General features: G+C 74.0%; 18 protein-coding genes, 1 tRNA gene and 1 pseudogene. 12 read left to right on the top strand and 8 right to left on the bottom strand.

Annotated elements, in window-relative coordinates; translation table 11 throughout:
• Positions 1-28 precede the first annotated feature (28 nt).
• On the bottom strand, positions 29-1,429 hold the full coding sequence (locus AB0H28_RS04350; protein WP_358034041.1) for a DHA2 family efflux MFS transporter permease subunit: 1,401 nt from the start codon (positions 1,427-1,429) through the stop codon (positions 29-31).
• Positions 1,430-1,517: 88 nt separating this feature from the next.
• Here AB0H28_RS04350 and AB0H28_RS04345 point away from each other — a divergent pair, with 88 nt between their 5' ends.
• Together AB0H28_RS04345 and AB0H28_RS04340 are read left to right on the top strand one after the other, a co-directional pair.
• Positions 1,518-2,060: a TetR/AcrR family transcriptional regulator gene (locus AB0H28_RS04345; protein WP_358034039.1), complete on the top strand. Its 543-nt coding sequence runs from the start codon at positions 1,518-1,520 to the stop codon at positions 2,058-2,060.
• 172 nt (positions 2,061-2,232) lie between these two features.
• Positions 2,233-2,922, top strand: coding sequence for a hemerythrin domain-containing protein (locus AB0H28_RS04340; RefSeq protein ID WP_358034037.1), 690 nt, complete (start codon positions 2,233-2,235; stop codon positions 2,920-2,922).
• Between the two features lie 4 nt (positions 2,923-2,926).
• Here AB0H28_RS04340 and AB0H28_RS04335 read toward each other — a convergent pair whose 3' ends face one another.
• Both AB0H28_RS04335 and AB0H28_RS04330 read right to left on the bottom strand, forming a co-directional pair.
• A complete protein-coding gene (locus AB0H28_RS04335) occupies positions 2,927-6,256 on the bottom strand; it encodes a BTAD domain-containing putative transcriptional regulator (RefSeq protein WP_358034034.1) in 3,330 nt (1,109 codons plus the stop codon).
• Between the two features lie 188 nt (positions 6,257-6,444).
• Positions 6,445-7,314: a hypothetical protein gene (locus AB0H28_RS04330; protein ID WP_358034031.1), complete on the bottom strand. Its 870-nt coding sequence runs from the start codon at positions 7,312-7,314 to the stop codon at positions 6,445-6,447.
• Between the two features lie 143 nt (positions 7,315-7,457).
• Here AB0H28_RS04330 and AB0H28_RS04325 point away from each other — a divergent pair, with 143 nt between their 5' ends.
• The gene (locus tag AB0H28_RS04325; RefSeq protein ID WP_358034028.1) at positions 7,458-8,261 is read left to right on the top strand and encodes an SDR family NAD(P)-dependent oxidoreductase; all 804 of its coding nucleotides are present in this window, start codon (positions 7,458-7,460) and stop codon (positions 8,259-8,261) included.
• Between the two features lie 67 nt (positions 8,262-8,328).
• Here the strand turns inward: AB0H28_RS04325 and AB0H28_RS04320 are convergent, their stop codons facing one another.
• Entirely contained in the window at positions 8,329-8,463 is a 135-nt protein-coding gene (locus AB0H28_RS04320; protein WP_358034025.1) for a hypothetical protein, read from the bottom strand.
• A gap of 535 nt (positions 8,464-8,998) precedes the next feature.
• Here AB0H28_RS04320 and AB0H28_RS04315 point away from each other — a divergent pair.
• Complete coding sequence (locus AB0H28_RS04315; RefSeq protein ID WP_358034022.1) at positions 8,999-10,006, top strand: RNA polymerase subunit sigma-70; 1,008 nt, start codon at positions 8,999-9,001, stop codon at positions 10,004-10,006.
• Here the strand turns inward: AB0H28_RS04315 and AB0H28_RS04310 are convergent, their stop codons facing one another.
• Positions 10,007-10,591, bottom strand: coding sequence for a dihydrofolate reductase family protein (locus tag AB0H28_RS04310; protein WP_358034019.1), 585 nt, complete (start codon positions 10,589-10,591; stop codon positions 10,007-10,009).
• Between the two features lie 197 nt (positions 10,592-10,788).
• Here AB0H28_RS04310 and AB0H28_RS04305 point away from each other — a divergent pair, with 197 nt between their 5' ends.
• Positions 10,789-11,097, top strand: a complete 309-nt coding sequence (locus tag AB0H28_RS04305; RefSeq protein WP_358034016.1) for a hypothetical protein — start codon at positions 10,789-10,791, stop codon at positions 11,095-11,097.
• A gap of 106 nt (positions 11,098-11,203) precedes the next feature.
• Positions 11,204-11,986 (top strand): transposase family protein, encoded by a 783-nt coding sequence (locus AB0H28_RS04300; protein WP_358034014.1) that lies wholly within the window; start codon positions 11,204-11,206, stop codon positions 11,984-11,986.
• Positions 11,987-12,234: 248 nt separating this feature from the next.
• On the opposite strand, the gene AB0H28_RS04295 is transcribed toward AB0H28_RS04300, so the two are convergent.
• From AB0H28_RS04295 to AB0H28_RS04285, 3 genes are all read right to left on the bottom strand, one after another.
• A complete protein-coding gene (locus AB0H28_RS04295; protein ID WP_358034011.1) occupies positions 12,235-13,254 on the bottom strand; it encodes a site-specific integrase in 1,020 nt (339 codons plus the stop codon).
• Positions 13,251-13,628, bottom strand: coding sequence for an AbrB/MazE/SpoVT family DNA-binding domain-containing protein (locus AB0H28_RS04290; protein ID WP_358034008.1), 378 nt, complete (start codon positions 13,626-13,628; stop codon positions 13,251-13,253). The genes AB0H28_RS04295 and AB0H28_RS04290 overlap by 4 nt, the downstream gene beginning before the upstream one ends.
• A 212-nt stretch (positions 13,629-13,840) precedes the next feature.
• A tRNA-Leu gene (locus tag AB0H28_RS04285) sits at positions 13,841-13,927 on the bottom strand.
• A gap of 199 nt (positions 13,928-14,126) precedes the next feature.
• Here AB0H28_RS04285 and AB0H28_RS04280 point away from each other — a divergent pair.
• From AB0H28_RS04280 to AB0H28_RS04255, 6 genes and pseudogenes are all read left to right on the top strand, one after another.
• A pseudogene (locus AB0H28_RS04280) lies at positions 14,127-14,300 on the top strand (hypothetical protein); the annotation flags it as partial.
• Between the two features lie 1,704 nt (positions 14,301-16,004).
• Complete coding sequence (locus tag AB0H28_RS04275; protein WP_358035140.1) at positions 16,005-16,751, top strand: fibronectin type III domain-containing protein; 747 nt, start codon at positions 16,005-16,007, stop codon at positions 16,749-16,751.
• A 144-nt stretch (positions 16,752-16,895) separates the two neighbouring features.
• The gene (locus tag AB0H28_RS04270) at positions 16,896-19,529 is read left to right on the top strand and encodes a fibronectin type III domain-containing protein (protein WP_358034006.1); all 2,634 of its coding nucleotides are present in this window, start codon (positions 16,896-16,898) and stop codon (positions 19,527-19,529) included.
• A gap of 24 nt (positions 19,530-19,553) precedes the next feature.
• Positions 19,554-20,549 carry a MoxR family ATPase gene (locus AB0H28_RS04265; protein ID WP_358034002.1) on the top strand — a complete coding sequence of 332 codons (996 nt, stop codon included), beginning with the start codon at positions 19,554-19,556 and terminating at the stop codon, positions 20,547-20,549.
• 2 nt (positions 20,550-20,551) lie between these two features.
• A complete protein-coding gene (locus tag AB0H28_RS04260; protein WP_358033999.1) occupies positions 20,552-21,706 on the top strand; it encodes a DUF58 domain-containing protein in 1,155 nt (384 codons plus the stop codon).
• 2 nt (positions 21,707-21,708) lie between these two features.
• Positions 21,709-24,003 carry a transglutaminaseTgpA domain-containing protein gene (locus AB0H28_RS04255; RefSeq protein WP_358035138.1) on the top strand — a complete coding sequence of 765 codons (2,295 nt, stop codon included), beginning with the start codon at positions 21,709-21,711 and terminating at the stop codon, positions 24,001-24,003.
• The last annotated feature ends 436 nt before the right edge of the window (positions 24,004-24,439 follow it).

The following is a 24,439-nucleotide window of genomic DNA, read 5'->3' as shown; positions in this document are numbered from 1 at the left end:
GCGCGGCACTGTTCGGCGACGCGGGCTCTCACCGGTGGGTCGGATGGCGAGGCAGGCGCGCCCCGACGAGTACGCCCACCGCGATGATGGCGGCACCGACCGTCACGGCCGGGGCGAGTCCGTCCACGAACGCCTGCGGTGAGTCGTAGCCGCCGTTCTCGCTGAAGACCGAGGCGAGAACCGCCACGCCGACCGCCACGCCCAGTTCGCGCATGGTGTTGTTGGTGCCCGAGGCCACGCCGCTCCGCTCAGCCGGCACACTGCCCAGCGCCATCGTGCTGATCGGCGCGAAGGTCAGACCCATGCCCACGCCCGCCAGCACGAAGGCGACGACGAAGTCGTCGTAGGACACGGTGGTCGTGACGGCTAGCGCGATCCAGAGCACGCCGGCAGCGAGGAGGGCCTGTCCGGCGACGATCAGGTTCCGGACCCCGACCCGGTCCGCGAAGATCCCGGCCACCGGCGCGACGACCATCGGCGCCATCGTCCAGGGCAGCGTGCGGATGCCCGCCGTCAACGGACTGAAGCCCTGCACGACCTGGAAGAACTGGGAGAGCAGGAATATCGCGCCGAAGGTTCCCGCCGAGAAGGTCAGGGTGACGACCGTGGCAAGGGCGAAACCGCGCGACCGGAACAGCGTGAGGGGCAGCATCGGCGTCGGGGTGCGCCGCTGCCAGAGCAGGAACGCGCCGACCAGGACGATGCCGGCGCCCAGAAGGCCGAGCACCCGGCCGGAGGTCCATCCGCGGTCCGGCCCGTCCACGATGCCCCAGACCAGCGACAACATGCCGGCTGCGGAAAGCAGCAGGCCCAGCGGGTCGAGTCGCCGCGCGCCGCTCCGCGACTCGCGCAGCACCGTGGTGGTGAGCAGGACGGCCATGACTCCGACCGGCACGTTCAGCCAGAAGATCCACGACCAGTGCAGGCCCTCGACCACGGCACCGCCGACGACCGGGCCGACCGCGACACCCAGTCCGCTTATCCCGCCCCACACCCCGACCGCGACGTTGCGCTTGTCCGCGGGCGCGACCTGGATCAGCAGGGTCAGTGCCAGGGGTGCGACGGCCGCGCCCGCGAGGCCCTGAACCGCCCGCGCGGCGGTGAGCATCCACGGTTCGCTCGCCAGTGCCGCCGCCGCGGACGCGAGGGTGAACAGGACGATCCCGGCCACGAACATCCGCCGCCGACCGATTCGGTCGCCCAGTGCCGCGGCGGTGAGAAGGAACGCGGCGAACGGCAGCGTGTACGCGTTGACGAACCACTGCAGGTCGGTGAGGGAGGCGTCCAACTCGGTCTTGATCACGGGCAGTGCGGTGGTCACCACCAGGTTGTCGAGCGTGACCATGAAGGTCGGGACACCGACGGCGGCCAGCACCGCGGCGAGAGGGCGGGCGGCGGGGGAAGCCTCCCGGTCGAGGACGGCGGTCATCGCGCACTCCCGGTTGTAATCGAATGATAACTAACGTCGACGCCACCTTACTTATCAGCCGATGCCTTGGCAAGGTAGGGTGGCGTTCGTGGCCCGCACCCGCCTCACCGCCGAGGAGCGCCAGGAAGAGCTCCTCGACGCCGCGCTCACCGCCTTCTCCACCGGTGGCTACGCCGGCACCACCACCGACCAGGTCGCGCGGCTCGCCCGGGTCTCCCAGCCGTACGTGATCCGAATCTTCGGGACCAAGCAGCAACTCTTCGTCGCCACCGTGCAGCGCGCCTGTGACCGCATCGAGCAGCGGTTCCAGCAGGCCGCCGCCGAGTCGCCCACCCTCGAAAGCCTCGGCGCCGCCTACGACGACCTGCTCGCCCAGCACGAGTTGATCACGGTGCTGCTGCACGGCTTCACCGCCAGCGCCGACCCCGCGATCGGCCCGGTGGTCCGGGACCGCTTCGGCCGGATCTACCGCACCGTCCGCGACCTGACCGGTGCCAGCGAAACCGAGGCACGCGACTTCCTGGCCAAGGGCATGCTGCTCACCTGCCTCGGCGCCATGCGGGTCGCCGGCCCGGACCAGGTGCCCCGCGAGCCATGGATGATCGACCTGCTCGGGGACCACGAGGCCTGAAAGGCGGCTGCGCGATCCGGGTCGGCCTCCGCAACGGCCGGCCGTGGGCCGCCGCGGCGGGCCGCGGGAGCGCCGGCCAAGTCGACGCCAAGTCCGCGCCATGTGCGCCACCGCAGACTCGGAGCACGTAACCGCACCGAGCGGGCCGCCGGGCAGGCGGCCGGAGGAGAACATGGACGCGACCGAGTCCGAGACCGGACCGAACCTTCTCGGCTTCCGGATCAATCACCGCACCATGCGGGCCGACACGCGGCGGCTGGCCGACCTGCTCAACCGCGTGGCGACCGGCCAGATCACCTACGACCGTCGCCGGGCGGGCGCCCTGCGGACGTACGTGTCGTTGTTGTGCGACGGCGTCCACCATCACCACCGGATGGAGGACGAGGTGCTCTGGCCGGTGTTGGCGCGCTCCGCCTCGGGCGAGATCGATCTGCGGGAGCTCAGCGACGATCACGCGGCACTGGAGCCGGTGCTGACCGAGACGCGGGCAGCCGTGGACGACCTGCTCGCCGTGGTCACCTCGGGCGATGAGGCGGGTGAGCGGACGAGGGTCGCCGCGGGGCGCCTCGCCGCGGCCCTGGCCCACCTGCGTGACCTTCTCGACGAGCACATCGAGGAGGAGGAACGGCTGGTGTTCCCGGTGATCCGACGATACGTCAGCGTCGAGGACTGGAACGCGGTGGAACGCGCGGTGCGCAGGGGCGGCGCGCTGCGGTTCGAGCTACCCCGGATCGAGCGCTATGCCGAGCCCGACGAGTTGGCCGAGTTGACGCGGACCGCCGGGCCGGTGCTACGGCTGATGCTCGCCGCTCTGCGGCCGGGCTTCCGGCGGCGGGAGGCGCTGGTGTTCGGCGGCGGGTGAGTGCTCATGGCCGGCTCGATGCCACCGTCGGGACGTCGGCGGATTCCTCGCACCAGGGCACGGCGCCGGCCGTGCGGGCCAGGCGCAGACCGGCGTCGCGGTGCGCGGCGGCCGCGGGCCGGTCGCCGAGCGCGGCGGCGAGTTCGGCGAGGGTCTGGTCCACCGGCCCGAGCGAGATCGAACCGCACTCCAGCCCGGCGAAACGTCCGGCCCACGGCGTCAACTCCCGGTAGCAGCGCCGGGCGACCGGCGCGTCGCCGAGCCGGGCCGCGACCTGACTGCGCAGGGTCATCCAGTACAGCCACAGGTAGTCCGGGCGGATCGGCGAGTCCGGCCGCCACACCGCCCGGGCGGCCTCGTGGTCACCGGCGGAGAGCAGGGCGTGGGCCAGCACGTCGTGGGTGTCGTCCGGCACCCGCGCGTGCACCCGCCGGAGCTCGTCGATCACCTCGTGCCCGCGCCCGGCGACGCTGAGCACGGTGAAGCGGCCCATCAGCCCCATCGCCGCCGCGTTCGGGCCGCCGACACGGCCCATCCGGTCACTGACCTCGGCGTAGCGGCGGGACGCCTCGTCCAGGTCGCCCCGGAACAGGGCGCACAGACCGCCGAACCACCCCATGACGGCGAGGATCAGGCCGAGCTGCCCGGTGGTGGCCTCCTCCACGGCGCGGTCGACATGGTGGCGGGCGCGGTCGAAGTCGGCGGCGGCGAGCGCCGCCTGATAGAGGATGTGGTGGGCCTGACAGCGGTACGCGGTCAGCCCCGCCGCGTCGGCGGTGGCGAGCAACTCCCGGCCGACGACGGGCAGTTCGGCGCGGTGCGCGGGGGCTACGGTGACGAAATAGCGGGCGTTGAGCGCGCGGCAGAGCACCGAAGGATCGTCCTGGCCGCGAGCCAGCGCGAGGGCCTCCCGCGTCACCTCGTCGGCACGGTCCAGGTCGGCGCCCTCGATCTCGAACGCGAGCGTGCTCAACAGTCGTGCGCGCAGCGCCGGACGGTCCGGACCGACCCTGGGCAGCTCTCGCTCCAGTCGCCGCACCAGGGGTTCGTCGACCATGCGGTCGGGCCTGATGGTCCAGGTCACCGGGGCGTCGATGCAGGTCAGCGCGGCGTGCACGGCCGCCGGCTCGCCGAGGCCGTCGGCGAGCCGGAGCGCGTGGGCGCGCGCCGTGCGGGCGGTGAGCACGTCACCGGCGAGCGCGCTGGCGGCGGCCAGCTCGCGGTGCAGGTCCAGCCGGGTCCGATCGGCGGTGGCCGGGGCCAGGTCGACGGCGCGCAGCGCGCCGGCCCACAGCGCCGCGGCTTCGCGCGGCGCGCCGAGCTCACCGGCGCGACGCGCGGCCATGACGAGGTGACCGACCGCGTCGGCGGCGGTCGACCGGGTGAGGGCCGCGAGCGCGTGCCGGCCCAGCGCCGCCACGTCCTCAGGGTGTTGATCGCGCAGGACGGTGAGGATCCGGTGGTGCAGGCGGGTGCGGCGCAGCAGCGGAACGCTGTGCCGGAGCGCGTCACGCATCAGCGCGTGGGCGAACCGCACGCGCCCGGGCGCGGGCTCGACGAGAAGACCCGCGGTCACGCCGGCCTCCAGGCCGTCGAGGATCGGCTCCTCCGGGCCGCCCTCGATCGCGAGCAGCGTGTCGACGTCGGCCTCCATGCCGAACACCGCGGCGTGCCGCAGCACGGTGCGGGCACCGGCCGGCAGCCGGGCCAGGCGGCGGGCGAGCACGTGACCGAGGCCGGCGGGAACGCCGTCGAGCGCCGCCGCCGGCCCCTCGGCCGCGACCAGTTTGGCCAGCTCCACGGTGAACAGGGGATTACCCCCCGAACGGTCCCTGACCAGCTGGGGCAGCTGCGGGTCGCCGCTGTCCACACCGTGGCGGCGCAGCAACTCGGCGACGTCCTCCGGTTCCAGGCCGTGCAGGTCGAGGTCGAGCGCCGGCACCCCGGCCAACGCCGCCCGCGCCCCCACCAGGTCGTCGGTGACCTCGTCCGGGCGGTACGTCGCCACGACGAGCACCGGCGCCCCGGCCAGGGCGGTGGCGACGTGCCGGAGGATCCGCAGGGTTTCGGTGTCCGCGCGGTGCACGTCCTCGACCACCAACAGCAGGGGGGCTCGGTCGGCCGCACGGGCCAGGTAGGCGGCGAGCGCCCGGCGCAGGTGGAACTCGTCGTACTCGCCCCGGGCACCGCCCGGCGGGTCGGGGTCGAGCAGCAGGCGCAGGCCGCGCGTCTCGGCGTCGTCAAGAGGGAGGAACTGCCGGGCGGCGGTGACCACCTCGCGCCAGGCCCAGCCCGGCGGGGTGCCCTCCACCTGCTGACAGCCACCGACGAGCGACTGCCAACCGTCGGCGACGAGTGAGCCGGCGAGCTGCTGTGCCAGCGTCGACTTCCCCGCTCCCGCCTCGGCGCCGACCCAGCACATGCCGAGGCCGTGGCCGAGGGCACGGGTGGCCGCGGCCCGGAGCCGGGCCAGTTCCGTCTCGCGGCCCAACGGCTGCGCCGGGCGTGCCGCGGCGGTGGGGACGGGCGGGGAGGTGACCGCCGGTGCGAGCGGCGCGGGCGCGGTGGCCTCCAGGCGGGGGCTCTGGCGCAGCAGGTCCGTCTCCAGGATCCGTAGCTCGCGGCTGGGGTCGATGCCCAACTGCTCGGCCAGCGTGGCACGGACGTCGCGTAGCACGCCGAGCGCGTCAGCCTGCCGCCCGAGCCGGTACAGCGCGACCGCCAGCAGCATGGCGGCCCGCTCCCGCAGGGGGTGCTCCCGGGCGTGCGGGTCGAGGTCACGCACGACCTCGTCCGGCCGATTCGCATCGAGCAGGAGTTTCGCGCGCTGCTCGACGGCGGCCAGCCGTAGCTGGGCCAGCCGCTCGCCCTCCCGATCCGCCCACGACTCCCCGGCGAACTCGGCGTACGGGGTGCCGTCGGGCCAGCAGGCAAGCGCCTCGTCCAAGCCGGTGAGCGTCGCGGCGGCTCCCCGCCGGGCGTCCGGCGTGACCGCCCGCAGCGCCGCCTCGAAGCGCCAGGCGTCGACGTCCACCAGGGACGCTTCGAGCGCGTACCCGGGGGCGGCGGTGACGAGGATCCGGGCCGGCGCGCGCGACGGACGGTCCGGCTCCAGCGCGCGGCGCAGGTTCGACACGTACACCTGGAGCGCTGCCTGGGCGCGCGGGGGCGGGTCTCCCGCCCAGAGGTCCTCGACGAGCCGGTCGACCGACACGGCGCGGCCACCGCCGGCAACCAGCCGGGCCAGCACCGCGCGTTGTCGAGGCGCGCCGAGGTTGATCGTGGCGCCGCCGCGGGTGGCCCGGACCGGGCCGAACACGCCGATCGTCGTCACCCCGTGACCCTAGCCGGGCGTACCGGCCCCGCAGATCCCGCGTTCGACGCGGCGGGCCGGTACGGTCGGGTTCCGGTATCTGGCCGGGCGTCCTGCCGGCCCGTCGCTCGGCACGTCGCGGCAGCTCGGCGCCCGAAAGCGGGCGAGCTGCCGCGACGTCGGCGGCGGTGCGGCCGGTCCGCTGCGGGTCAGCGGGTGGAGATCCCTCCGCTGAGCGCGTCGGAGGTCAGGCCGGCCTCGGTCGAGACCACCACCACGTGGACGAACGCCGCGGGCAGGTCGGTGAAGTGCCAGGTACGCCGTCCGGTCTCCGGCGTGCCGTAGATGATCGCCCGGGCGACGCCGACCTCGGTGGTCGGGATCGGCGCGCCCCAGGTGGGCTGCGGGGTCGGCAGCGCGGGTCCGCCGGGCGGCGTGGTCGGCAGCCCCGGATCGGTCGGGGTGTCGTCCGGTGTGGTCCGCAGCCAACCCAGGTCGATCCGGTAGCTGTCCTCCCGGACCGAGTTGTCGGTGAAGGTGACGTCCAGGCTGCGCTTGCCGGCGTGATACGTGGTGGACAACGTCAGGTCGCTGGGCGGCGTCGGCGCGACCGTGTACTGCGGGCAGGACAGCGGGGCGACCTCGGGCACGGGCAGGCTGCCGTCCGGCACGTTGTTCGCGGTGACGCAGAACCGGTGCACCCCGGCCACCGGAGAGCTCGGCACCGTGAAGGAGAAGCCGACGAAGGCGCCACGGGCGACGTGCCACAGGTTCGCCGGCCGGGTCACCGCGGGCGGCGCATCGGTGCCCACCGTCACCTGGACGGGGCCCCCGTTGGGGTCGCTGGCCCATCCGCTGACCCGGACCGCGCCACCGACGTACTCCCAGGACTCCAACGCGCCCATCGGATACTTGTCACTGCCGACCGGCGGCGGAGGCGGCTCGGTCGGGCCGTCGTCGCAGGCCGACGGCGGGTTCGGTACGTCGCAGTAGGGGCGGGCGAGCGCGGCGCCGGCCGCGACCAGGGTCAGCCCGGCGCCGAGCGTGACCGCCAGGCCGTAGGCGAGGAATCTCTTCACCTGGCGAGCACACCAACCACCACTTGGGCCCGGCTTGGCGCGCCGGTCGCGCAGCGCGTTTAGACACCACCAAGCGGCGCGGGTTTGCCTCGATCACGAATCGGCACACCAGGGTGCGGCGGCACCACGATGGAAGGATCGGTATGGGCACCGTACTCGTCACCGGCTCGGTGCAGGGCATCGGCCGACGAACCGCGGCGCAACTCGTCGACCAGGGGCACCGGGTGGTCGTGCACGCCCGCGACGAGGAGCGGGCGGCGGTCGCCGGGGCGGCGCTGCCGGCCGCCGCCGGGATCGTGGTCGGGGATCTGCGCTCCATCGAGCAGACCAGGACGCTCGCCCGGTCACTGTCCGCGTTCGGCCGGCTCGACGCCGTCGTGCACAACGCGGGCATCGCCCGGCTGGACGCCGCGGACCGGGAGTTGACCGGCGACGGACTGGAGTCCACCTTCCAGGTGAACGTGCTCGCGCCGTACCTGCTGACGGCCTTGCTGCCACCGCCCGGGCGGCTCGTGTTCGTGTCGTCGGCGATGGCCGCCGACGGGGTGCCCGACCTGACCGACCTGCGCTACGACCTGCGGCCCTGGGACGGCGTGCAGGCGTACGCCAGCTCGAAACTCCTGGACCTGGCGCTCGCGGTCGCCGTGGCCCGCCGCTGGCCCGGCACGCTGAGCAACGCGGTGGACCCCGGCTGGGTGCGAACCAGGATGGGGGGTGACGCCGCGCCCACGAGCCCGGACGAGGCGGCTCGGGCGCAGGTGCGTCTCGCCGTGGGCACCGACCCCGACGCCCTGGTCACCGGCCGCTATGTCAGCGGACGCGACTGGCGACCGACACGGGCGCGCATCGATGCGTTGGTAGACGAGTTGCTCGACAGGTGCGCGGAACTCACCGGCGTCGAACTGGCCGGCGAGACGACCGCCGGGCCGGTCGAAGGTGATTCCTAGCCGACTCGGCCGGGTCGGTGCCGTCGTCGGCGGCGACGCGGCAGCAGCCGGGCAGGAACCACGCGAATCACAGATGCAGCTCGGCGAACGACACCCCGCTTGCGACGGTCACGCCGGACCACATCTCGGTGCGCTCGCCGGCGAGGACGCCGTCGAGACGGTCCAGGTGATCGGACACGTCGGAGTCGAACCACAGCCGCACGTGCCTGCCGTTCGTGTCGGGCAGGAGGAATACCCGGTCGGGGCGTGCGCTCAGGAACTTGAGGCACCGGGGCCGTTGCGACGCCGGCGGGCCGGCAACCCGCCGTCGTTGCCAGCGGCGAGGAATCGTTGGCGTGGGGCGGCACGCGACCGAGGCGCCTCACACCAACCTGGCCAGGGGCGGTTCTGACCGCCCGTGGCAAGGGTTGGGATGGCCCCCAACCCGAGAGGGGCGCCAGCAGGATCGAACGCGGTCGAGAAGCCGCGCTCGCAGCTGAACCGCGCCGACTCCGAACTCGTCCGCCCCGGGAACTGGCCAGATTTGTGGGGTTGGGCACACCCGACGAGCGGCCCATGCGGCTGACAACGGAACTCTGCACACTACGCGCATACAGCTGCCGGGGCGCCCACGGCGCTGATCACCGGGCCTGGGGCGCGTGTGTGCTCGGGCGGCTGCTCTGGACCCGCCGATCAGAAATCCTCCGCCAGGTCGTCAGTTCTGTTAGCTTCTCGCATCGGTGGAAGGACTACTGACGATGACCGACGCTGGACCGTTGGGCGCCGACGAAACCACGTTCATCGCGGCGGTCCGCTCCGGAGACCCGGCGCGGTTCGCACGAATGACGGAGCGTCACCGGCGTGAGCTGCAGGTGCACTGCTATCGGATGCTCGCGAACTACCAGGACGCCCAAGACCTGACACAGGAGACGTTCCTGCGGGCGTGGCACAAGCGGGAGTCGTTCCAGGGTCACGCGGCGCTGCGAACCTGGCTGTACCGGATCGCGACGAACGCCTGCCTCGACTTCCTGGAGAAGCGCAACGACCGCACCCCGGTGCCGGCCGGGCTGACGGAGTTCGGCTCCGAAGTGCTGTACCTGCAGCCGTACCCCGACCAGATGCTGCCGGCGGACCCGCAGGAGTCGGTGGTGGCGCGGGAGACGATCGAGCTGGCGTTCATCGTCGCGGTCCAGCACCTGCCGCCGCGGCAGCGGGCGGTGTTCATCCTGCGTGACGTCCTCGGCTGGCCGGCGGCGAAGGCCGCCGACACCCTCGAACTGACCGTCGCATCGGTGACCAGCGCGCTGCAGCGGGCCCGCGTGACGATGCGTGGGCAGCTGCCCGGCCGCCGCCTCGACTGGCGGAGCCCCGCCGCCCACGAGTTGTCGGCCGACGAACGCGCCATGGTGAGGTCGTACATCGACGCCCACGAGCGCAACGATCTCGACAAACTGATGTCCCTGCTGCGCGACGACCTGCGCTTCGTGATGCTGCCCCAGGCGGGCACCTCGGTCGTCACGGCCAGGGACGCCGTGGACGGCTGGGTCTCCGGTGGGCTCTTCCAGCCCGGCCACGACGACTGGCGCGGTGTCACCACGATGGTCAACCGCACGCCAGCCGCCGCGCTCTACCTGCGCACCCCCGACGACCCGGACCACCGGCTGTCCGCCATCGCGGTCCTGCACATCGTCGACGGGACGATCGCCGAACTCACCGGGTTCGACGCCACCGGCATACCGTGGCTGGGCCTGCCCCCGACGCTGTGATCATCGCCGTGTCTCGTACCGGGTCAGCAGCACGCCGCCCCGAAACGTCCGGGTCTCCACCAGGGTCAGCTTCACCCAGTTGTCCAGCGCGGTAAAGAACGGCGTGCCGCCGCCCACCAGGACCGGGTAGGTGACCAGCAGGTACTCGTCGATCAGCCCGGCCCGCATCGCCGCACCAGCGAGCGTCGCGCCGACGACATCCATCGCGCCCGCGTCCTCTGTCTTGAGCCGGGTGATCTCGGCGACCGCGTCGCCGGCGACCAGGCGCGTGTTCCAGTCGACCGTGTCGACCGTCGAGGAGAACACCACCTTCGGCATGTCCCGCCAGCGGCGGGCGAACTGAATCTCCGCCGGTGTGGCGCCGGCCCTCTGGTCGGCGGTAGGCCAGTGGGCGCTCATCCCCTCCCACACCTTGCGCCCGTACAGCGCCAGGTCCGTCGCCGCCACCCGATCGGACCACCACTGGAACAGTTCGTCGCCCGCCGACGAGTCCGGTCCGTCACCCCCGCTCCAGCCGAGGTCGTCGCCGGGCGCGGCGATGTAGCCGTCCAGCGTGACGTTCATGGCGAAGGTCAGTCTGCGCATCGTGCCAGCCTCTCGTAGGTCGGTCTCCCACGTACCGACGGGCTCGACGCGGAAACCTCATCGGTGCGCGCCTGCGGTGATGGTGCCCCGCTGTCCACGGCGAACCGGGTGGCGGGACAGGGGCACGGACGAGTGCACCAAGCGGTTGAGCCGCGCCGATACCGCCCCGCCGATGCCGCCACCTGAACGAGTACGCCTTGGCCAACCACGTCCAGCACCCCCGCAACGTCTACGTCGCGGAACGAGACATCGTCCCCGCGCTCGACAACTGGCTGCTGAAGGTGTTCGCCTCGCACCGGCTCACCGAAACGATCCGCCGACTCCACGCCACCCAACACGCCGCCGCCCTCGCCCGACGCGACGCGGCAACGGCAGCACAGGCGCAGGCTTCCCATCGCCTCACCGAAGACGACATCCGACGCCTCGTCGGCAGCTTCGACGACCTCCGCACCACCCTGCGCGACGCCCGCAGCGAGGACAAGAGCACTGAGCCTTTTCCAACCTGATCTTGCAGGTCGGCGCGGGGTGGTCGGGGGCGGCGATCGATGAGGGCGAGGCTCCAGGTAGGACAGTAAATCGACCAAACCCGATGCCCCGACCGGGAGCCTCGCCATGCTGTCCTACCCGTCCACGATCTCGTTGTCCAGCCGGACCCTGAACCACCTCGCCGAGCGCATCCGCGTGCACCGCCAGCAGCGCGAATCCCGATGGCGGCGGCTGGCTCCGGGCCGTCAGGCGCTGCTTGCCCTGGCCCACCTGCGTAACGGCGACACTTATACGCGCCTTGCCGCCGGCTTCGAGATCGGCGTGAGCACCGCCTGGCGCTACGTCCAAGAAGCAATCGCCCTGCTCAGCGCAGCCGCCGACGACCTGAACACCGCCATGCGGCGCATCCGGCGGCTGGCATACGCGATCCTCGACGGCACGCTGATCCCGATCGACCGGGTCGCCGACCAGAAGCCGTACTACTCCGGAAAACACAAGCGTCACGGCGTCAACGTGCAGGTCATCGCCGACGCGGTCGGGCGCCTCGTGAGGGCTTCAGGCGCGCTGCCCGGCGCGACGCACGACCTGACCGCCGCCCGCACTCACGGCATCATCGACGCGCTGACCAGCGCCGAGGTGATGACCTTTGCCGATAAGGGGTATCAAGGAGCCCGCGGCGGCGTGCGGACGCCGTTCAAGCGGCGCCGGTTCCGGCCGAAGCTGTCACGCCGGCAGAAGGCGGTCAACCGGGCCCACGCGAAGATCCGCGCGCGCGGCGAGCGGGCGATCGCCACGCTCAAGACCTGGAAAATCCTGGCCAAGCTGCGCTGCTGCCCGCGCCGAGCGACCGCGATCGTGCAGGCCATCCTCGTTCTGCACCACGTCGAAGCCAACCGCTACGCAGGATGAAAAACGGTCACTGTATGCCATGCACGCGTATTTATGGTGCCTGCGGCGATTGAGCCGTGCCGGGCAATGGCCGTCACCGGGCAGGGTGCTCTGCCTGCCGGCTCGCCCAAAATGGGCAAGCGCACTCAACTCGGCAGATCCGGATGCCGACGCTACGTGGCCCCGCTTTGGCTACGGCCTCGTTGCAAATAGGCCCCCGCGAGTAGGCCTGGACGTAACGACCAGGCCCACCCCGCGATAGTTCCAGCTCAAGCGAGAGGATGAGACTCGTTGGCCAGGGCCGCCAGAGCAGCCGCGACCTCCTGGAGACTCGCTCGGACGTAAGTGCTGGTGACACCGGCGTCGCTGCCGCTGTCGGTATGACCGGCGTACGCGCGCGCCACGGCGTAGCCGAAGTTCCGCTCCACCCAAGTCAACGTCGTATGCCGCAGCCAGTGCGTACTGATCTGCTGCACGTACACCCACGGCAGGTGCTCACCGAGACGCACCCACAGATGGTCGTAGCGCCGGTAGGTGATCGGCTGCCCGTTGCGGTAACGCAGCAGCTGCCCCGTTCCCACCGCCTGGCGCTCCTCGGCATGCTGCTGCAGATGCCTCATCAGCGTCGGTGACACCGGTTGCCACCGCACCGTGTCACCCTTCTCCCGCAGCAGAATGAGGCACTGATCCGGATCCAGGTCGACCGGCCGCAACGCCAGCGCACCACCCCGGCGGCACGCCGTCTCGGTGTGCAACCGCAACAACAGGCTGTCCAGCGCCGGATCATCGCCCGTGCTCGCGGCGACGGCGTTGATCTCCGCCAGCCTGCTGTCCGCTACGGCTCTTCTGGTGCTCGGAAGGCGCCGCGGCTTGGCCACCTTGAGAGCGGGGTTGTCCGCCGCGGCAACGTACCCGTCAGCGACGGCCCGCTTGTACAGGCACCGCAGCGCGGCGATCAGGTGCTCCGCCGCGCTTCGCCCGCCCCGCGCGTTGCGCCGGGCCACCACGTGCGTCTTGGTGTACTCGGCGAGCTGCTCGATCTCCGACGGAGTCGGCTCGTCGAGCCGCCGCTGTCCCCACTGCTCCAGGACTCGCTTCCAGTACGAGCCGTACGCCCGCCGGGTACCGTCGCTGACCGCCGCCGCTACCACCGGCACGTACTCGGCGAACGTCGGTGCCGGTGGACGGTCCGACGCCGCCTCGACGAGGTCGGCCGGCGAGATGCCCATCCGCGCCAGCAGCAACCGCGCGGCATCCAGCTCCGCCCGGCCCACGGTGGTGTCGCTCATGCCTGGCCACCGCCCAGCGCCTCGGCGTGCGCCGCGACGACCATCGCGTCCAGTGCGGCGGGCGGATGCACCACGAGCAGGCCTTCAGATGGGCTGGCGGCCAGGAACACCCGGTCGCCGACGGTCAGGCCGCACCAGTGCCGCACGGCCGCCGGCAAATGGAGATGGCCTTGACCGCTGACGGTGAAGACGCCCTGCCGATCCAGTCGGACGACGATGACTCCGCCACCTTCGCGGATGTGCAGACGCGAGCCCGACGCCCAGCCGAGGGCCCGGATGACCGCGCGGTCGGCGATCCTGCCGCTGTTGTCGATGGCAGCCAGGCCGTACACCATCGTGCCGGCGCGTGGCGACGGCAGCACCGGCAGCGGCAACGGGGGACGGCGCGCTCCACCACGGGGACGACGGGACTCCGACCCTCGGTCGGCCAGCAACACCGGCGGGATGACAGGAGCTACAGAACGATCAGCCACGACAATCGCCCCCGATCGAGACAAGGTCGATCGAGGGGGTCGCTGCGCTGAGAGTTGCGTGGTCAAGCGCGCTTGACCACCAGTACGCGAAACACAGCATGGATGCTGCAAATTGGTGTCCGAGGGGGGACTTGAACCCCCACGCCCTATACGGGCACTAGCACCTCAAGCTAGCGCGTCTGCCATTCCGCCACCCGGACCTGCTCGTTCAGCCTACCCAATCGACCGAGGTGATCGGCTCACCGCATCGGCCGGCCCGGCGGGCCGCACGGGAGATTACTGTACACGGCCCGGAACGATCATGCACATCACCACTGACGCACCATATTTGACCAGCTCAGAACCGCTGCGATCCGGGCGGGTAGCGCAGAACCGGCGAGTCCGGGCAGCATTGCCCACGTGTCCCACCCCGCCCCGCTGACCACCGCGCAACACCAGGCCCTGGCGCTTCGCGCCGCGGGCGACCTGACCGGTGCCCGCCGCCTGCTCGCCGACGCGATCACCACGGCGCGACCGGCGTACGGCGAGGACCACCAGGACGTCCTGACCAGCGGCCACCTGCTCGCCCGGCTGCACCGCGAGGCCGACGACCCGGCCGCCGCCCGCCGCGTTCTCGAGGAGGCGTACGCGGCGGGCGAGCGTCGCCGCGGCGAAGCCGACCCGTTGATGCTGGCCCTCAGTTTCGACCTCGCCGGTGTGGCGGAGGAGTTGGGCAACCGGCACGAGGCCCGCCGCAACTACGGTCGGGTGGCGACCGCCGGGCCCGCCGTGCTCGGTCCGGACCACCCCGCGGTACGCGCAGCCCGCCACTACCTCGGCGGCTCCGCCGCCGCTCCCGGCGGTTACGGCCTGCCCGTCGGCGGCTCCGCCGCCGCTGCCGGCGGTGCTTCCGATCCGGCGTTGGCCGGGCCCACCGTATCGCTGCCGGCGGTCGCGTCCGCACATCCTCCCCAGCCCGTCCCGCCGCCGCTCCCCGCCCCCACGGCGGCGCCGGTGCCCGGGGCCGAGTGGGCGCCACCGCCGCAGGAGACGCCTCGGCCGTCCTGGCCAGGGTCCGCGTCGCCGTCCCCGAGCACCCGGACGCCGCTGCCACCCGACGACGCCACCGCCCGCGTCCCAGCCCCGCCCGGCCGGGGCACGGTCCGATTCTCCGCGCCGCCCGGCAACGGCGCCGCACCCTTCTCCGCGCCGCCCGACCGGGCTTCGCCCCGGTCCTCGGGTCAGCCCGTTCAGGCCACCTTCCACTCCGCGGCGTCGCCCGCCGTCGGTGCCGACGGCCCGCCGCCCCCGACGGTCCCGCCACCTGCTGCCCCGCCGGGCCACGGGGTGACGCCGGTCGGGCCGGCCCCCGGAGTGACACCGGTGCCAGGCCCTGCGGCGACACCGGTGCCAGGCGCCGGGATGGCGCCGTCCGTTCCGGGCCCAGGGGTGACGCCCGTCCCGTCCCACACGCCGGTCGATCCGCCGCCGCGCCCCGGGCGGTCGGCGCCGACCGCCGCCGCTGCTTCCCCACCCCCGGCACCGGTGATTCCGCCGCCTCGCCGGCCGTCGCCGCCGCCACCCGGCACCGGGGCGGACCCGGAGGCCGACGAGCCCGCGGCGGCTGCGTCGGCGTCCGGTCCGGGCTGGGACAGACCCACGATCCAGGTGCGGCAGATCGGCCCGCTGCTGCGCGAGGAGGCGGAACGGCAGGCCGCCGCCGCGCCGTCGGCCGCCGCGCCGGCCCCGATCACCGAACCATCCCCGGACCCACGAGCCGGCAGCGAACCTCCCGTCAGCGCACCGCCGGCAACCGCGCTCCCCGTCAACGAACCGCCGACGAGCAGGCCTCCGACGAGCGGGCCACCGACGAGCGGACCAATGGCGAGCAGGCCACCGACGAGCGGACCAATGGCGAGCAGGCCACCGACGAGCGGACCAATGGCGAGCGGACCACCGACGAGCGGACCAATGGCGAGCGGACCGATGGCGAGCGGCGGGCGACCGGCGAGCGGGCCGGCGACCCAGCCGATCAGCGGTCCGCCGGCCGGTCCGCCGAGCGGGCCGTCTGGTTATCCGGCACGCGCCTCGCACACGTACCCGGTCGATGGCCACCCGGGACACCCGGCCGGCGGACCGCCCGGGCATCCCGTGAGCGGCCCTCCCGGACACCCGGCCAGCGGTCCCGGCGCGTATCCGGTCAGCGGGGCACCGGTCGGCGGCCACCCGCTGCCGGCTGCGCCGGTCAGTGGTCCGGCCGTACCGCCGTGGGGGTTGACCGCGCCACCGTGGAGCAGCGTGGCGCCGCCGCAGCCGGTGGACGGTGCGACCGGCCCCGAGCCGCAGCAGGCGGCGGAGACCCAGGTCGCCGGCGGAGGTGCCGCGCGTCCGGTGGAGGGGCCCCGGGCGGGCCACGGCATCGCCGGGGCGGACCGGAGCGCCGCCGGGGACATGCCGGTCGAGGGCCGGCCGCTGCCGGTCTACGACGGCTTGCTGGACTGTCCCGAGGAGACCCGGCCGGAACCGGCGGCGTACCCGGAGCGGGGTTCCTGGGCGGCGGTGCCGTCGGCCTTCCACCGACCCGCCGCGTACCCGGCGGCGGAGGAGCCGGAGCCGCGCGGCCGCAACCGGAGGGTGCTGGCCCTGGTGGTCGTGGGCGCGGTGCTGGCGGCGGCGGTCGCCGGGGGCGTGGTGTGGGGCACCCGCGACGCCGCACCGCCGGCGCCGGCACCCGGCGCGGTGAAGCCGAAGGTGACCGGGCCACCCCCGGGCGACCTGCGGTTGCGCGACGACACCACGACGATCACGGTGACCTGGACCGACCCGACGAACGGTGGGGTGCCGTTCGTGGTGGCCGGTGGCCGCGCCGGGCAGAAGCTCGGGGTGATGGCCACCGTGGACGCCGGGCAGACCCGCTACACGGTGAACGGACTGAGCGCGAAGCTGGACTACTGCTTCACGGTGCTGGCGGTCTACTCGACCGACGCGTACGCCACCTCGGGTCAGGTGTGCACCGACCGGGAGGGCAGCGGCCCGCCGAACTGACCGGTCACCGAGGACACGCTCGGTGTCCACAGGGAGACGGTGCGGGTTCCACCGGTCCCGGCCGGCACCTATGATGGCTCCCGGCTCTGGGGAGGGTCGGCCGTGTGCGGCGCCTCCTCCACCGACGCGGGAAGGCAGCCGGCTGTGACCACCATCGAGGACGTCACGAGCACCGCCGGGCCGCAGACGGCCCGCCCCCGGAAGCGGTTGCGGGGCGGGCTGGTGACCGTCGGCACCGTGGCCGCGCTGCTGGCCGCGATGGGGTTGACGGTGCTCGGGCTGGGCGCCGCCGACAACGCGGTGGCCAACTTCGACTCCTCGTCCTGGCTGTGGAGCACCACGCGCAGCGAGCTGGCCCGGGTCAACGGCATCACCGCACGGGTGGACACCCGGATGGAGGTGCCCGGCGGGCGGCGCCACCAGATGCAGGTGGCCCAGACCGACCGGCTGCTGATCCTGCGCGACCTCAACACCGGCCAGGTCAGCTCGCTTGACCTGGCGACGTTGCAGATCACCGCGTCCACACCGACCGCGCCGGGGCTGGGGGTCAGCGTCGCCCTGCACGACGGCGCGGCGTTCGTGGTGGACGCGGTGCAGGGCATCGTCCGGCAGCTCGACCCGCGGGCCTTGACGCCGGTGGGCGAGCCGGTGCGCTACCCGCCGGGCATCACCGGCGGTGCCTTCGACGGCGCGGGCAAGCTGTGGGTGGCGGTGCCGAGCGAGGGCACCGTCTCGGCGGTCACCGCCGCCGAACTGCCGGCCACGCCGGGCGACGCGCCGCCCGCCGGGCTCAGCCCGAAACGCGTCGAGACGTACGACGTGGCGGAGCCGGCGCACGAACTGGTGGTGTCCACGTTGGACGAGGGCGTGGCGGTGCTGGACCGCACGTCGGCGTCACTGGTGACGGTCACCGGCGGCGAGACGCGGCGGGCCGACCTGACCATGACCGCGCCCGGCAACCTGCCGACGCGCACCAGCGGGCCGCAGGTGCCGGTGACCGTCGGGGGTGACCGGTCGGTGCACGTGGTCCGCGACGGCGTCGAGGTGAGGCGGTTCACGGTCCCCGGGTCGGGCTCCCGGCTCAGCCCGGCGGTGGCCTGGGCGGGCCGGTTCTACTGCGCCGACGAGGACACCGGCACGGTCTACTCGTTCGACGCCGCCGGGCAGCTCGTGGAGACGATCAAGGGCACCGGCCGGCCCGGGCCGGTGGAGCTGGAGGTTCGCGAGAACCACCTGTTCATCAACCCGCCGGACTCGTCCACGGCCCAGGTGGTCGACGACCGGAACCGGGTCCGTGAGGTCAACAAGTACGCCAACGACGTGCTCGGCGGCGACCCGCCGCCCGCTCCCCCGCCGCCGCCCCCGCCGAAGAAGCCGAAGGTGAGCGAGCCGGGCGCGCCGAAGTCGGTGCGCGCCGCCGCCGGCAACGCCTCGGCGCGGGTGAGCTGGCAGCCGGCCGCGTCGAACGGCGCCGAGATCACCCGGTACGTGGTGGAGGGTGGCGGCCAGACCCACCAGGTGGGCGCGAACCAGCGCGCGCTGGAGGTCACCGGTCTGACCAACGGTGAGACGTACACGTTCGCGGTGCACGCGGTGAACGCCGAGGGCGACGGCCCGGCGCGTCGCAGCAACCCGGTCGTGCCGACCGCCGAGGTGCCGGACCCGCCGGCCTCGGTGACCGCCGAGGCGCGGCCCGACGGCACCGTCCGGGTGAGCTGGCCCGAGGCCGACGGTCAGGGCAACAAGGTCACGAGGTACGCGGTGACCGCGACCTCGGCCGGCGCGAGCGCCCCGGCCGGCGAGTCCCCGAAGACGGAGCTGGTGGTGCCGGCCGGCCAGTTGGAGTACGGCACCCAGTACGCGTTCACGGTGACCGCGGTCAGCGACCGGGGCGCCGGGTCGAAGGCGTCGCCGGTGAGCAACACGGTGGTGCCGTTCGCGGCGCCGGGCGCGCCGACCGGGCTGCGCGCGTCCACGGTGGCCGACCGGCCCGGCACCGTCGCCGTGCAGTGGTCGCCGGCGGTGGAGAACGGCCGCCCGGTGACGACGTACGTGGTGCAGGCCGGTGGGAAGACGGTCGAGGTGACCGACGTGCGGGCGACGGTGGGCGGGCTGGGCGACGGGCAGAACGTCACGGTGACGGTGAAGGCGGTGAACGAGGCCGGCGCCGGCGCGGAGGCCGGCACCACCGCCCGCACGGTGGCCGCGCCGCGGATCACGGTGACCGGCTCGTCGGCGGACGCCACCTCGGTGACTGTGGCGTTCACCGTCGACGCCGGCGGCGGGCGGGCCACCTGCACGGCCGCCACCGGCGGCAGGACGGTGAGCGGGAGCTGCGCCAGCCTGCGGGTGACCGGGTTGACGCCGGGCACCGCCTACACGGTGACGCTGACCGCGAGCAACGCGGCCGGGAAGAACACCGCGACCCGTGCCCAGACCACCGGTGCGCTCTACGGGATCGCGACCTGCCGCAACGGCTCCTCCGGCGCGGAGGCGACCTACTGCTCGCGGGACGTGCCCGGCGAGCGCAACGGCAACGAGATCTTCTCGGTCACCCAGCAGGACAACGACAGGCAGGCGGGCTGGGAGCGCAACGGCGCGCGGCTGAAGGCGTACTGCAAGAAGAAGGGCGAGGAGGTCTACGCCTACATCTACAACAACGACAAGCGCAGCACGTGGTGGGTGCGCGTGGACCACAGCAAGGGCCGGGACTACATCCCGTGGGCCTGGCTCAACCTGGAGGGCGGCGACGACATCAACCTGCTGCCCACCTGCTGACCGCGACATGTCGAAGGGCGCCCCGTGAACACGCACGAACCGCTGAGCCAGCCGGAGGTGCAGGGCTTCGCCGCCCTGGCCGCCCGGCTCGCCGACAACGTCAACGCGGTCGTGCTGGGCAAGCCGCAGGTGGTCCGGCTGGCGCTGACCGCGCTGTTCGCCCAGGGGCACGTGCTGCTGGAGGACGTGCCGGGTGTCGGCAAGACCACCCTCGCCCGGGCGGTCGCGGCGACCGTCAAGGGTGAGTGGCGGCGAATCCAGTTCACCCCGGACCTGTTGCCCTCGGACGTGTCCGGGGTGACCATCTTCAACCAGGCCAGCCGCGGGTTCGAGTTCCACCCGGGGCCGGTGTTCGCGAACATCGTGATCGCCGACGAGATCAACCGGGCGTCGCCGAAGACCCAGTCGGCGCTGCTGGAGGTGATGGAGGAGCGGACCGTCACCGTGGACGGCGTACGCCACCCGGTGCCGCAGCCGTTCCTGGTGGTGGCCACGCAGAACCCGGTGGAGATGGACGGCACCTACCGGCTGCCGGAGGCCCAGCTCGACCGGTTCCTGGTGAAGCTCTCCGTCGGCTACCCGGACGAGGCGGTCGAGGTGGAGGTGCTGCGCGGCGCAACGGTCCGCTCCCCCGACTCGTTGACCGCGGTCACCGACACCGCCACGGTCGGCGAGATGGTGCAGATGGCCCGGCGGGTGCACATCGCCGAGCCGCTGTACGCGTACGCGGTGCGGCTGGCCGCGGCGACTCGCACCCACCCGCAGGTGCGGGTCGGGGTGAGCCCGCGCGGGGTGATCGCGCTGACCCGGGCGGCGTGCGCGTACGCGCTGATCGACGGCCGGGGCTGGATCATGCCGGAGGACCTGAAGGCGCTCGTCGAGCCGGTCTTCGCGCACCGGCTGATGCTCACCCCGGACGCGCAGGTGCGCGGCGTCACGCCGGCCGAGGTGCTGCGCCAGGCGGTCGCCTCGGTGCCGGTGCCGTTGCCGTCGGGACAGCCCGCGCCGGTGCACGGCTGAGCGTGGGGATCACCGCCCGGGGGCTCGGGCTGCTCGTCGCCGCGGTGCTGCTGCTCGGGGTCGGCTTCCGGTACGCGTACCCGGAGCTGACCGTGCTCGGCGCGGCGGCCGGCGTGGCGGTCGGCTATGCCGTGGTGACCGCCGCCTGGCGGCCCCGGTTGGCCGTCGAGCGTCGACCCGACCCGGACCGGGTGGCCCGGGGCGAGCCGGCGGTGATGGAGCTGGCCGTGCGCAACACGGGCCGGCTGCGGGCGGCGAACCTGGTGGCCGAGGACCGCTGCGGCGGTGAGCCGGTGCCGGTGCCGCTGCTGCGGCTGCGCCCGGGCCGGGACACCCGGGTCCGTTACCCGGTGCCGACGCAGCGGCGCGGGGTGGTGCCGGTCGGCCCGCTGCGGGTGGTCCGCCGTGACCCGCTCGGGCTGGTGGCGCTGGCCCGGAGCTACGGCGGCACCGCGCCGGTGTGGGTGCACCCGCGGATCCATCCGCTGTCCGCGGTGCCCACCGGCGCCGGGCGCAGCCTGGACGGGCGCGTCGACAGTGTGCCGCACGGGTCGATCACGTTCGACGCGTTGCGCGAGTACGTGGTCGGTGACGAGCTGCGCCGGGTGCACTGGCGGACCAGTGCCCGGGTGGGTGAGCTGATGGTGCGGGAGAACGTGGACACCAGCCTGCCGCGTCTGGTGGTGGTGCTGGACAATCGGGCCGCCGCACACCCGGCGCGCTCGGCGGGGGTGGCGGAGTCGTTCGAGGCGGCGTGCGAGGCGGCGGCGTCGGTGGTGGCCGCGGCGGTGCGGGAGGACCTGCCGGCGCGCCTGCTGCTGGTCGCGCCGGCCGAGGTCGAGCCGGTGGGGGCGGCCGGGCCGTTGGACCGCCTCGCCGCGGTCGAGCTGACCGGCGGCGGGTCGGAGGTGTTGTCGGCGGCGACGAGCCGGCTGCGTCAGGAGCGGCTCGGCGACACGCTGGTGTTCCTCACCGGGCCGGGCGCCGGCGAGGAGCTGGGGCATGTCGGCGCGCTGCGCGGCGCGTACCCGTCGGTGGTGGTGGGGATGTTCGGCGCGGGCGCGCCGACGGGGGCCGCCGCGACCGGCCTGGTGGTGCTGGAGGCGGCGGACGGCGCGGCGTTCGCCGCCGAGTGGGACGGGATCCGCCGGTGGTGACGGTGACGCCGCCGCGGCCGGCCGCCGGGGCGCCGGCGCGCGGCCGGCTGGCGGGGGCGTTGTGGGCGGTGCTGCTGCCGGGGGCGTTGGTGGTGCTGGTCGCGCTCTCCGGCGTGGTGCTGGGCCGGGTGTACGCGGACCCGCTGCTGAGCCGGCTGATGGTCGGCGCGGCGGCCGGTTCGGTGCTGGTGAGCGTGGCCGCCCGGCGGTTGCCGTCATGGCTGGTGGCGCCGGTGTCGGTGGCCGCCCTGGCCGGTTGGACGTTGCTGTCGCTGCGGCTGGCGGCGAGCCACGCGGCGCTGCCGGGCGGGCTCGGCGAGGTGGCCGGCGACGCCGCCCGCAACGCGATTCCCCGACTGCTCACCGCGATGATCCCGGTGCAGCCGGCGCCGGACACCGTGCTGGTTCCGGTGGTGGCGGCCTGGCTGGCCGGGCTGACCGCCGCCGAGGTGGCGCTACGGGCCGGTCGGGTGCTGCTGGGTTACCTGCCGCCGGCGCTGCTCTTCGCGGGCGCGCTCTACGTGGTGGGGCCGAACGCGGAGCCGGCGGTCGGCCCGACCGTGCTGTTCGCGGCCGTCGCGGCCGTCGGCCTGGCCGCGCCGGGCCGACGGTCCGACCCGGCGGCGGACCCGGCGGCGGACCCGGCGGCGGGGCTCGCCCCGGCGGTACGGGCGGCGGTGCGGTTGCGGCTGGCCGTGGCGAGCGCGGTCGGGTTGGCGGTGGTGGTGGCGCTGGCCGCGCTGCTGGCCCCGGTGGTCGCCGGCCAGGTCGACGAACGTCCGGTCGATCCGCGCCGTTACGTCGCGCCGCCGCAGGTGGAGTCGCTGGACGAGAACCCGCTGATCCGGATCTCCGGCTGGGCGTTGAACGCGGATCAGCGACTGCTCGACGTACGCACGGTCGCCGGCTCGACCGGGGGTGGGCCGCCGCGGATCCGGCTGGCGGTGCTCGGTGACTACGACGGGGTGACGTGGCGGGTGGGCGCCACCTACCGCAACGCGGGGCGGATCCTGCCCGCCGTCGACCCGGCGCCGGGCGCGACCACCGACGTGGTGCGCCAGGAGATCACGGTGGCCGACCTGACCGGGCGGCTGCTGCCGGCCGTGCCCACGCCGCGCGAGGTGAGCGGCGCGCGGGTGGCGTACGACCCGGCGAGCGGGACGCTGATCCGGCCGGAGGGGCTCGTCCCGGGGCTGCGGTACGACGTGTCCTCGATCCGGGAGACGCCGGACCCGAATCTGGTCACCGTCGCGGACGTGCCCGCCGGTGACGCGGTGTCGCGGGTGCTGCGGGTGCCCGACGGCGCACCGGAGCAGCTGCGCCGGCTCGCCACCCAGCTCGCCGAGTCCAACGGCGCGCCGTACGCGCGGGCCGACGCGATCGCCTCGTTCCTCGGCGAGCACTACCGGGTGACCGCGGACGCGCCGAGTGGGCACGCCTACCCGAACCTGACGTTCTTCCTGTTCGGCCCGCGTAACGGCGGTGGGCAGCGGGGCACCTCGGAGCAGTTCGCCGCCGCGTTCGCGGTGCTCGGCCGGCTCGCCGGGCTGCCCACCCGGGTGGTGGTGGGGTTCCGGCCGAAGTCCGACGGGCCGGTGCGGGCCGCCGACGCGTACGCCTGGCCGGAGGTGCTGTTCGAGGGCGTGGGCTGGGTGCCGTTCGATCCGATGCCGCGTCCGGACTCCGAGCCCCGGCCGGTGGAGGAGGACTTCCGGCCGCAGCCGGAGGAGCCGCCGCCGTCGGAGGTGCCGGCGCCGACCGCGGACCCCTCGGCCACGCCCCCGGCCGCCGCGCCGGCGTCGGGCCCGGCTGGGGGCGGCGTGGGTACGCCGGTGCTGGTCGGCGGCGGCGCCGGCGGCCTGCTGCTGGTGGTGGGGGCGGTGCTGGCGACCCTTGCCGCGATGCGCCGCCGGTTGACGCGCGCCCGGCTGGAGCGGGGTGATCCCGGCGCACGGATCGCCGGCGCCTGGCGGGAGCTGGCCGACGCGCTGCGCCTGGCCGGGCGCCCGGTGGGCGACGACCTGGCGGCGGCGGAGGTGGCCGAGCGGGCGCGGGTGGCGCTCGCCGAGGCCCGCGCCGCCCCGGGTGGGGGTGACCTCGATCCGTCCGGCGGTGACGTCGACGAACTCGCCGATCTGATCAACCAGGTGGCCTTTGCCCCCGGCACCACGACTCCCGCTCAAGCCGTCCGGGCGGCGGCCCTGGCCGCGACGTACGGCGATGCCCTGCGCGACGCCCGACCCCGGTGGCGGCGGTTGTGGTGGCGAGTGCGCCCGGGCCCGCTGCGCTGGCGCTGATCACCGGACGCTTCCCGAAGGCCCGGCCTGTCGCTCGCCGGGGATGGGCCAGGCTCTGCTCAGGGGCGCGGAGAGCCTCGGTCAGAGAGCCTTTCGAGCTGATATCAGAAACGACTCGACGGCCGGCCGGCTCGGTGCGCGGGACATCGGCATCGCACCGAAGGGGATGTTGCCGCGCGCTCGCCGGTGGCACGGCCGGCGCACATCAGCGACGGCGGCGAGCGGCGCCTGCCGCCAGGACCGGCGCGATATCACCGACGACTCAGCTCCAAAGGCCCGCGAAGAAGAGTCCCCGGCGCGGCGTCCGGGACGGACCGGCCGAACACGGGACCCCGGAAGGAGAGTCCCCGGCGCGGCGTCCGGGACGGACCGGCCGAACACGGGACCCCGGAAGGAGAGTCCCCGGCGCGGCGTCCGGGACGGGCCGGCCGAACAC

It is taken from the genome of Micromonospora sp. NPDC050980 (assembly GCF_040653835.1).
Lineage (GTDB): Bacteria > Actinomycetota > Actinomycetes > Mycobacteriales > Micromonosporaceae > Micromonospora.
The sequence above is the reverse complement of the archived record's forward strand: the minus strand, read 5'-3'. Positions and strand labels throughout refer to the sequence as shown.

Coding starts and splice junctions, on each gene's coding strand:
- AB0H28_RS04315 (WP_358034022.1), top strand. CDS start 8,999: ATGACCGACGCTGGACCGTTGGGCGCCGACGAAACCACGTTCATCGCG.
- AB0H28_RS04325 (WP_358034028.1), top strand. CDS start 7,458: ATGGGCACCGTACTCGTCACCGGCTCGGTGCAGGGCATCGGCCGACGA.
- AB0H28_RS04350 (WP_358034041.1), bottom strand. CDS start 1,429: ATGACCGCCGTCCTCGACCGGGAGGCTTCCCCCGCCGCCCGCCCTCTC.
- AB0H28_RS04300 (WP_358034014.1), top strand. CDS start 11,204: ATGCTGTCCTACCCGTCCACGATCTCGTTGTCCAGCCGGACCCTGAAC.
- AB0H28_RS04295 (WP_358034011.1), bottom strand. CDS start 13,254: ATGAGCGACACCACCGTGGGCCGGGCGGAGCTGGATGCCGCGCGGTTG.
- AB0H28_RS04310 (WP_358034019.1), bottom strand. CDS start 10,591: ATGCGCAGACTGACCTTCGCCATGAACGTCACGCTGGACGGCTACATC.
- AB0H28_RS04340 (WP_358034037.1), top strand. CDS start 2,233: ATGGACGCGACCGAGTCCGAGACCGGACCGAACCTTCTCGGCTTCCGG.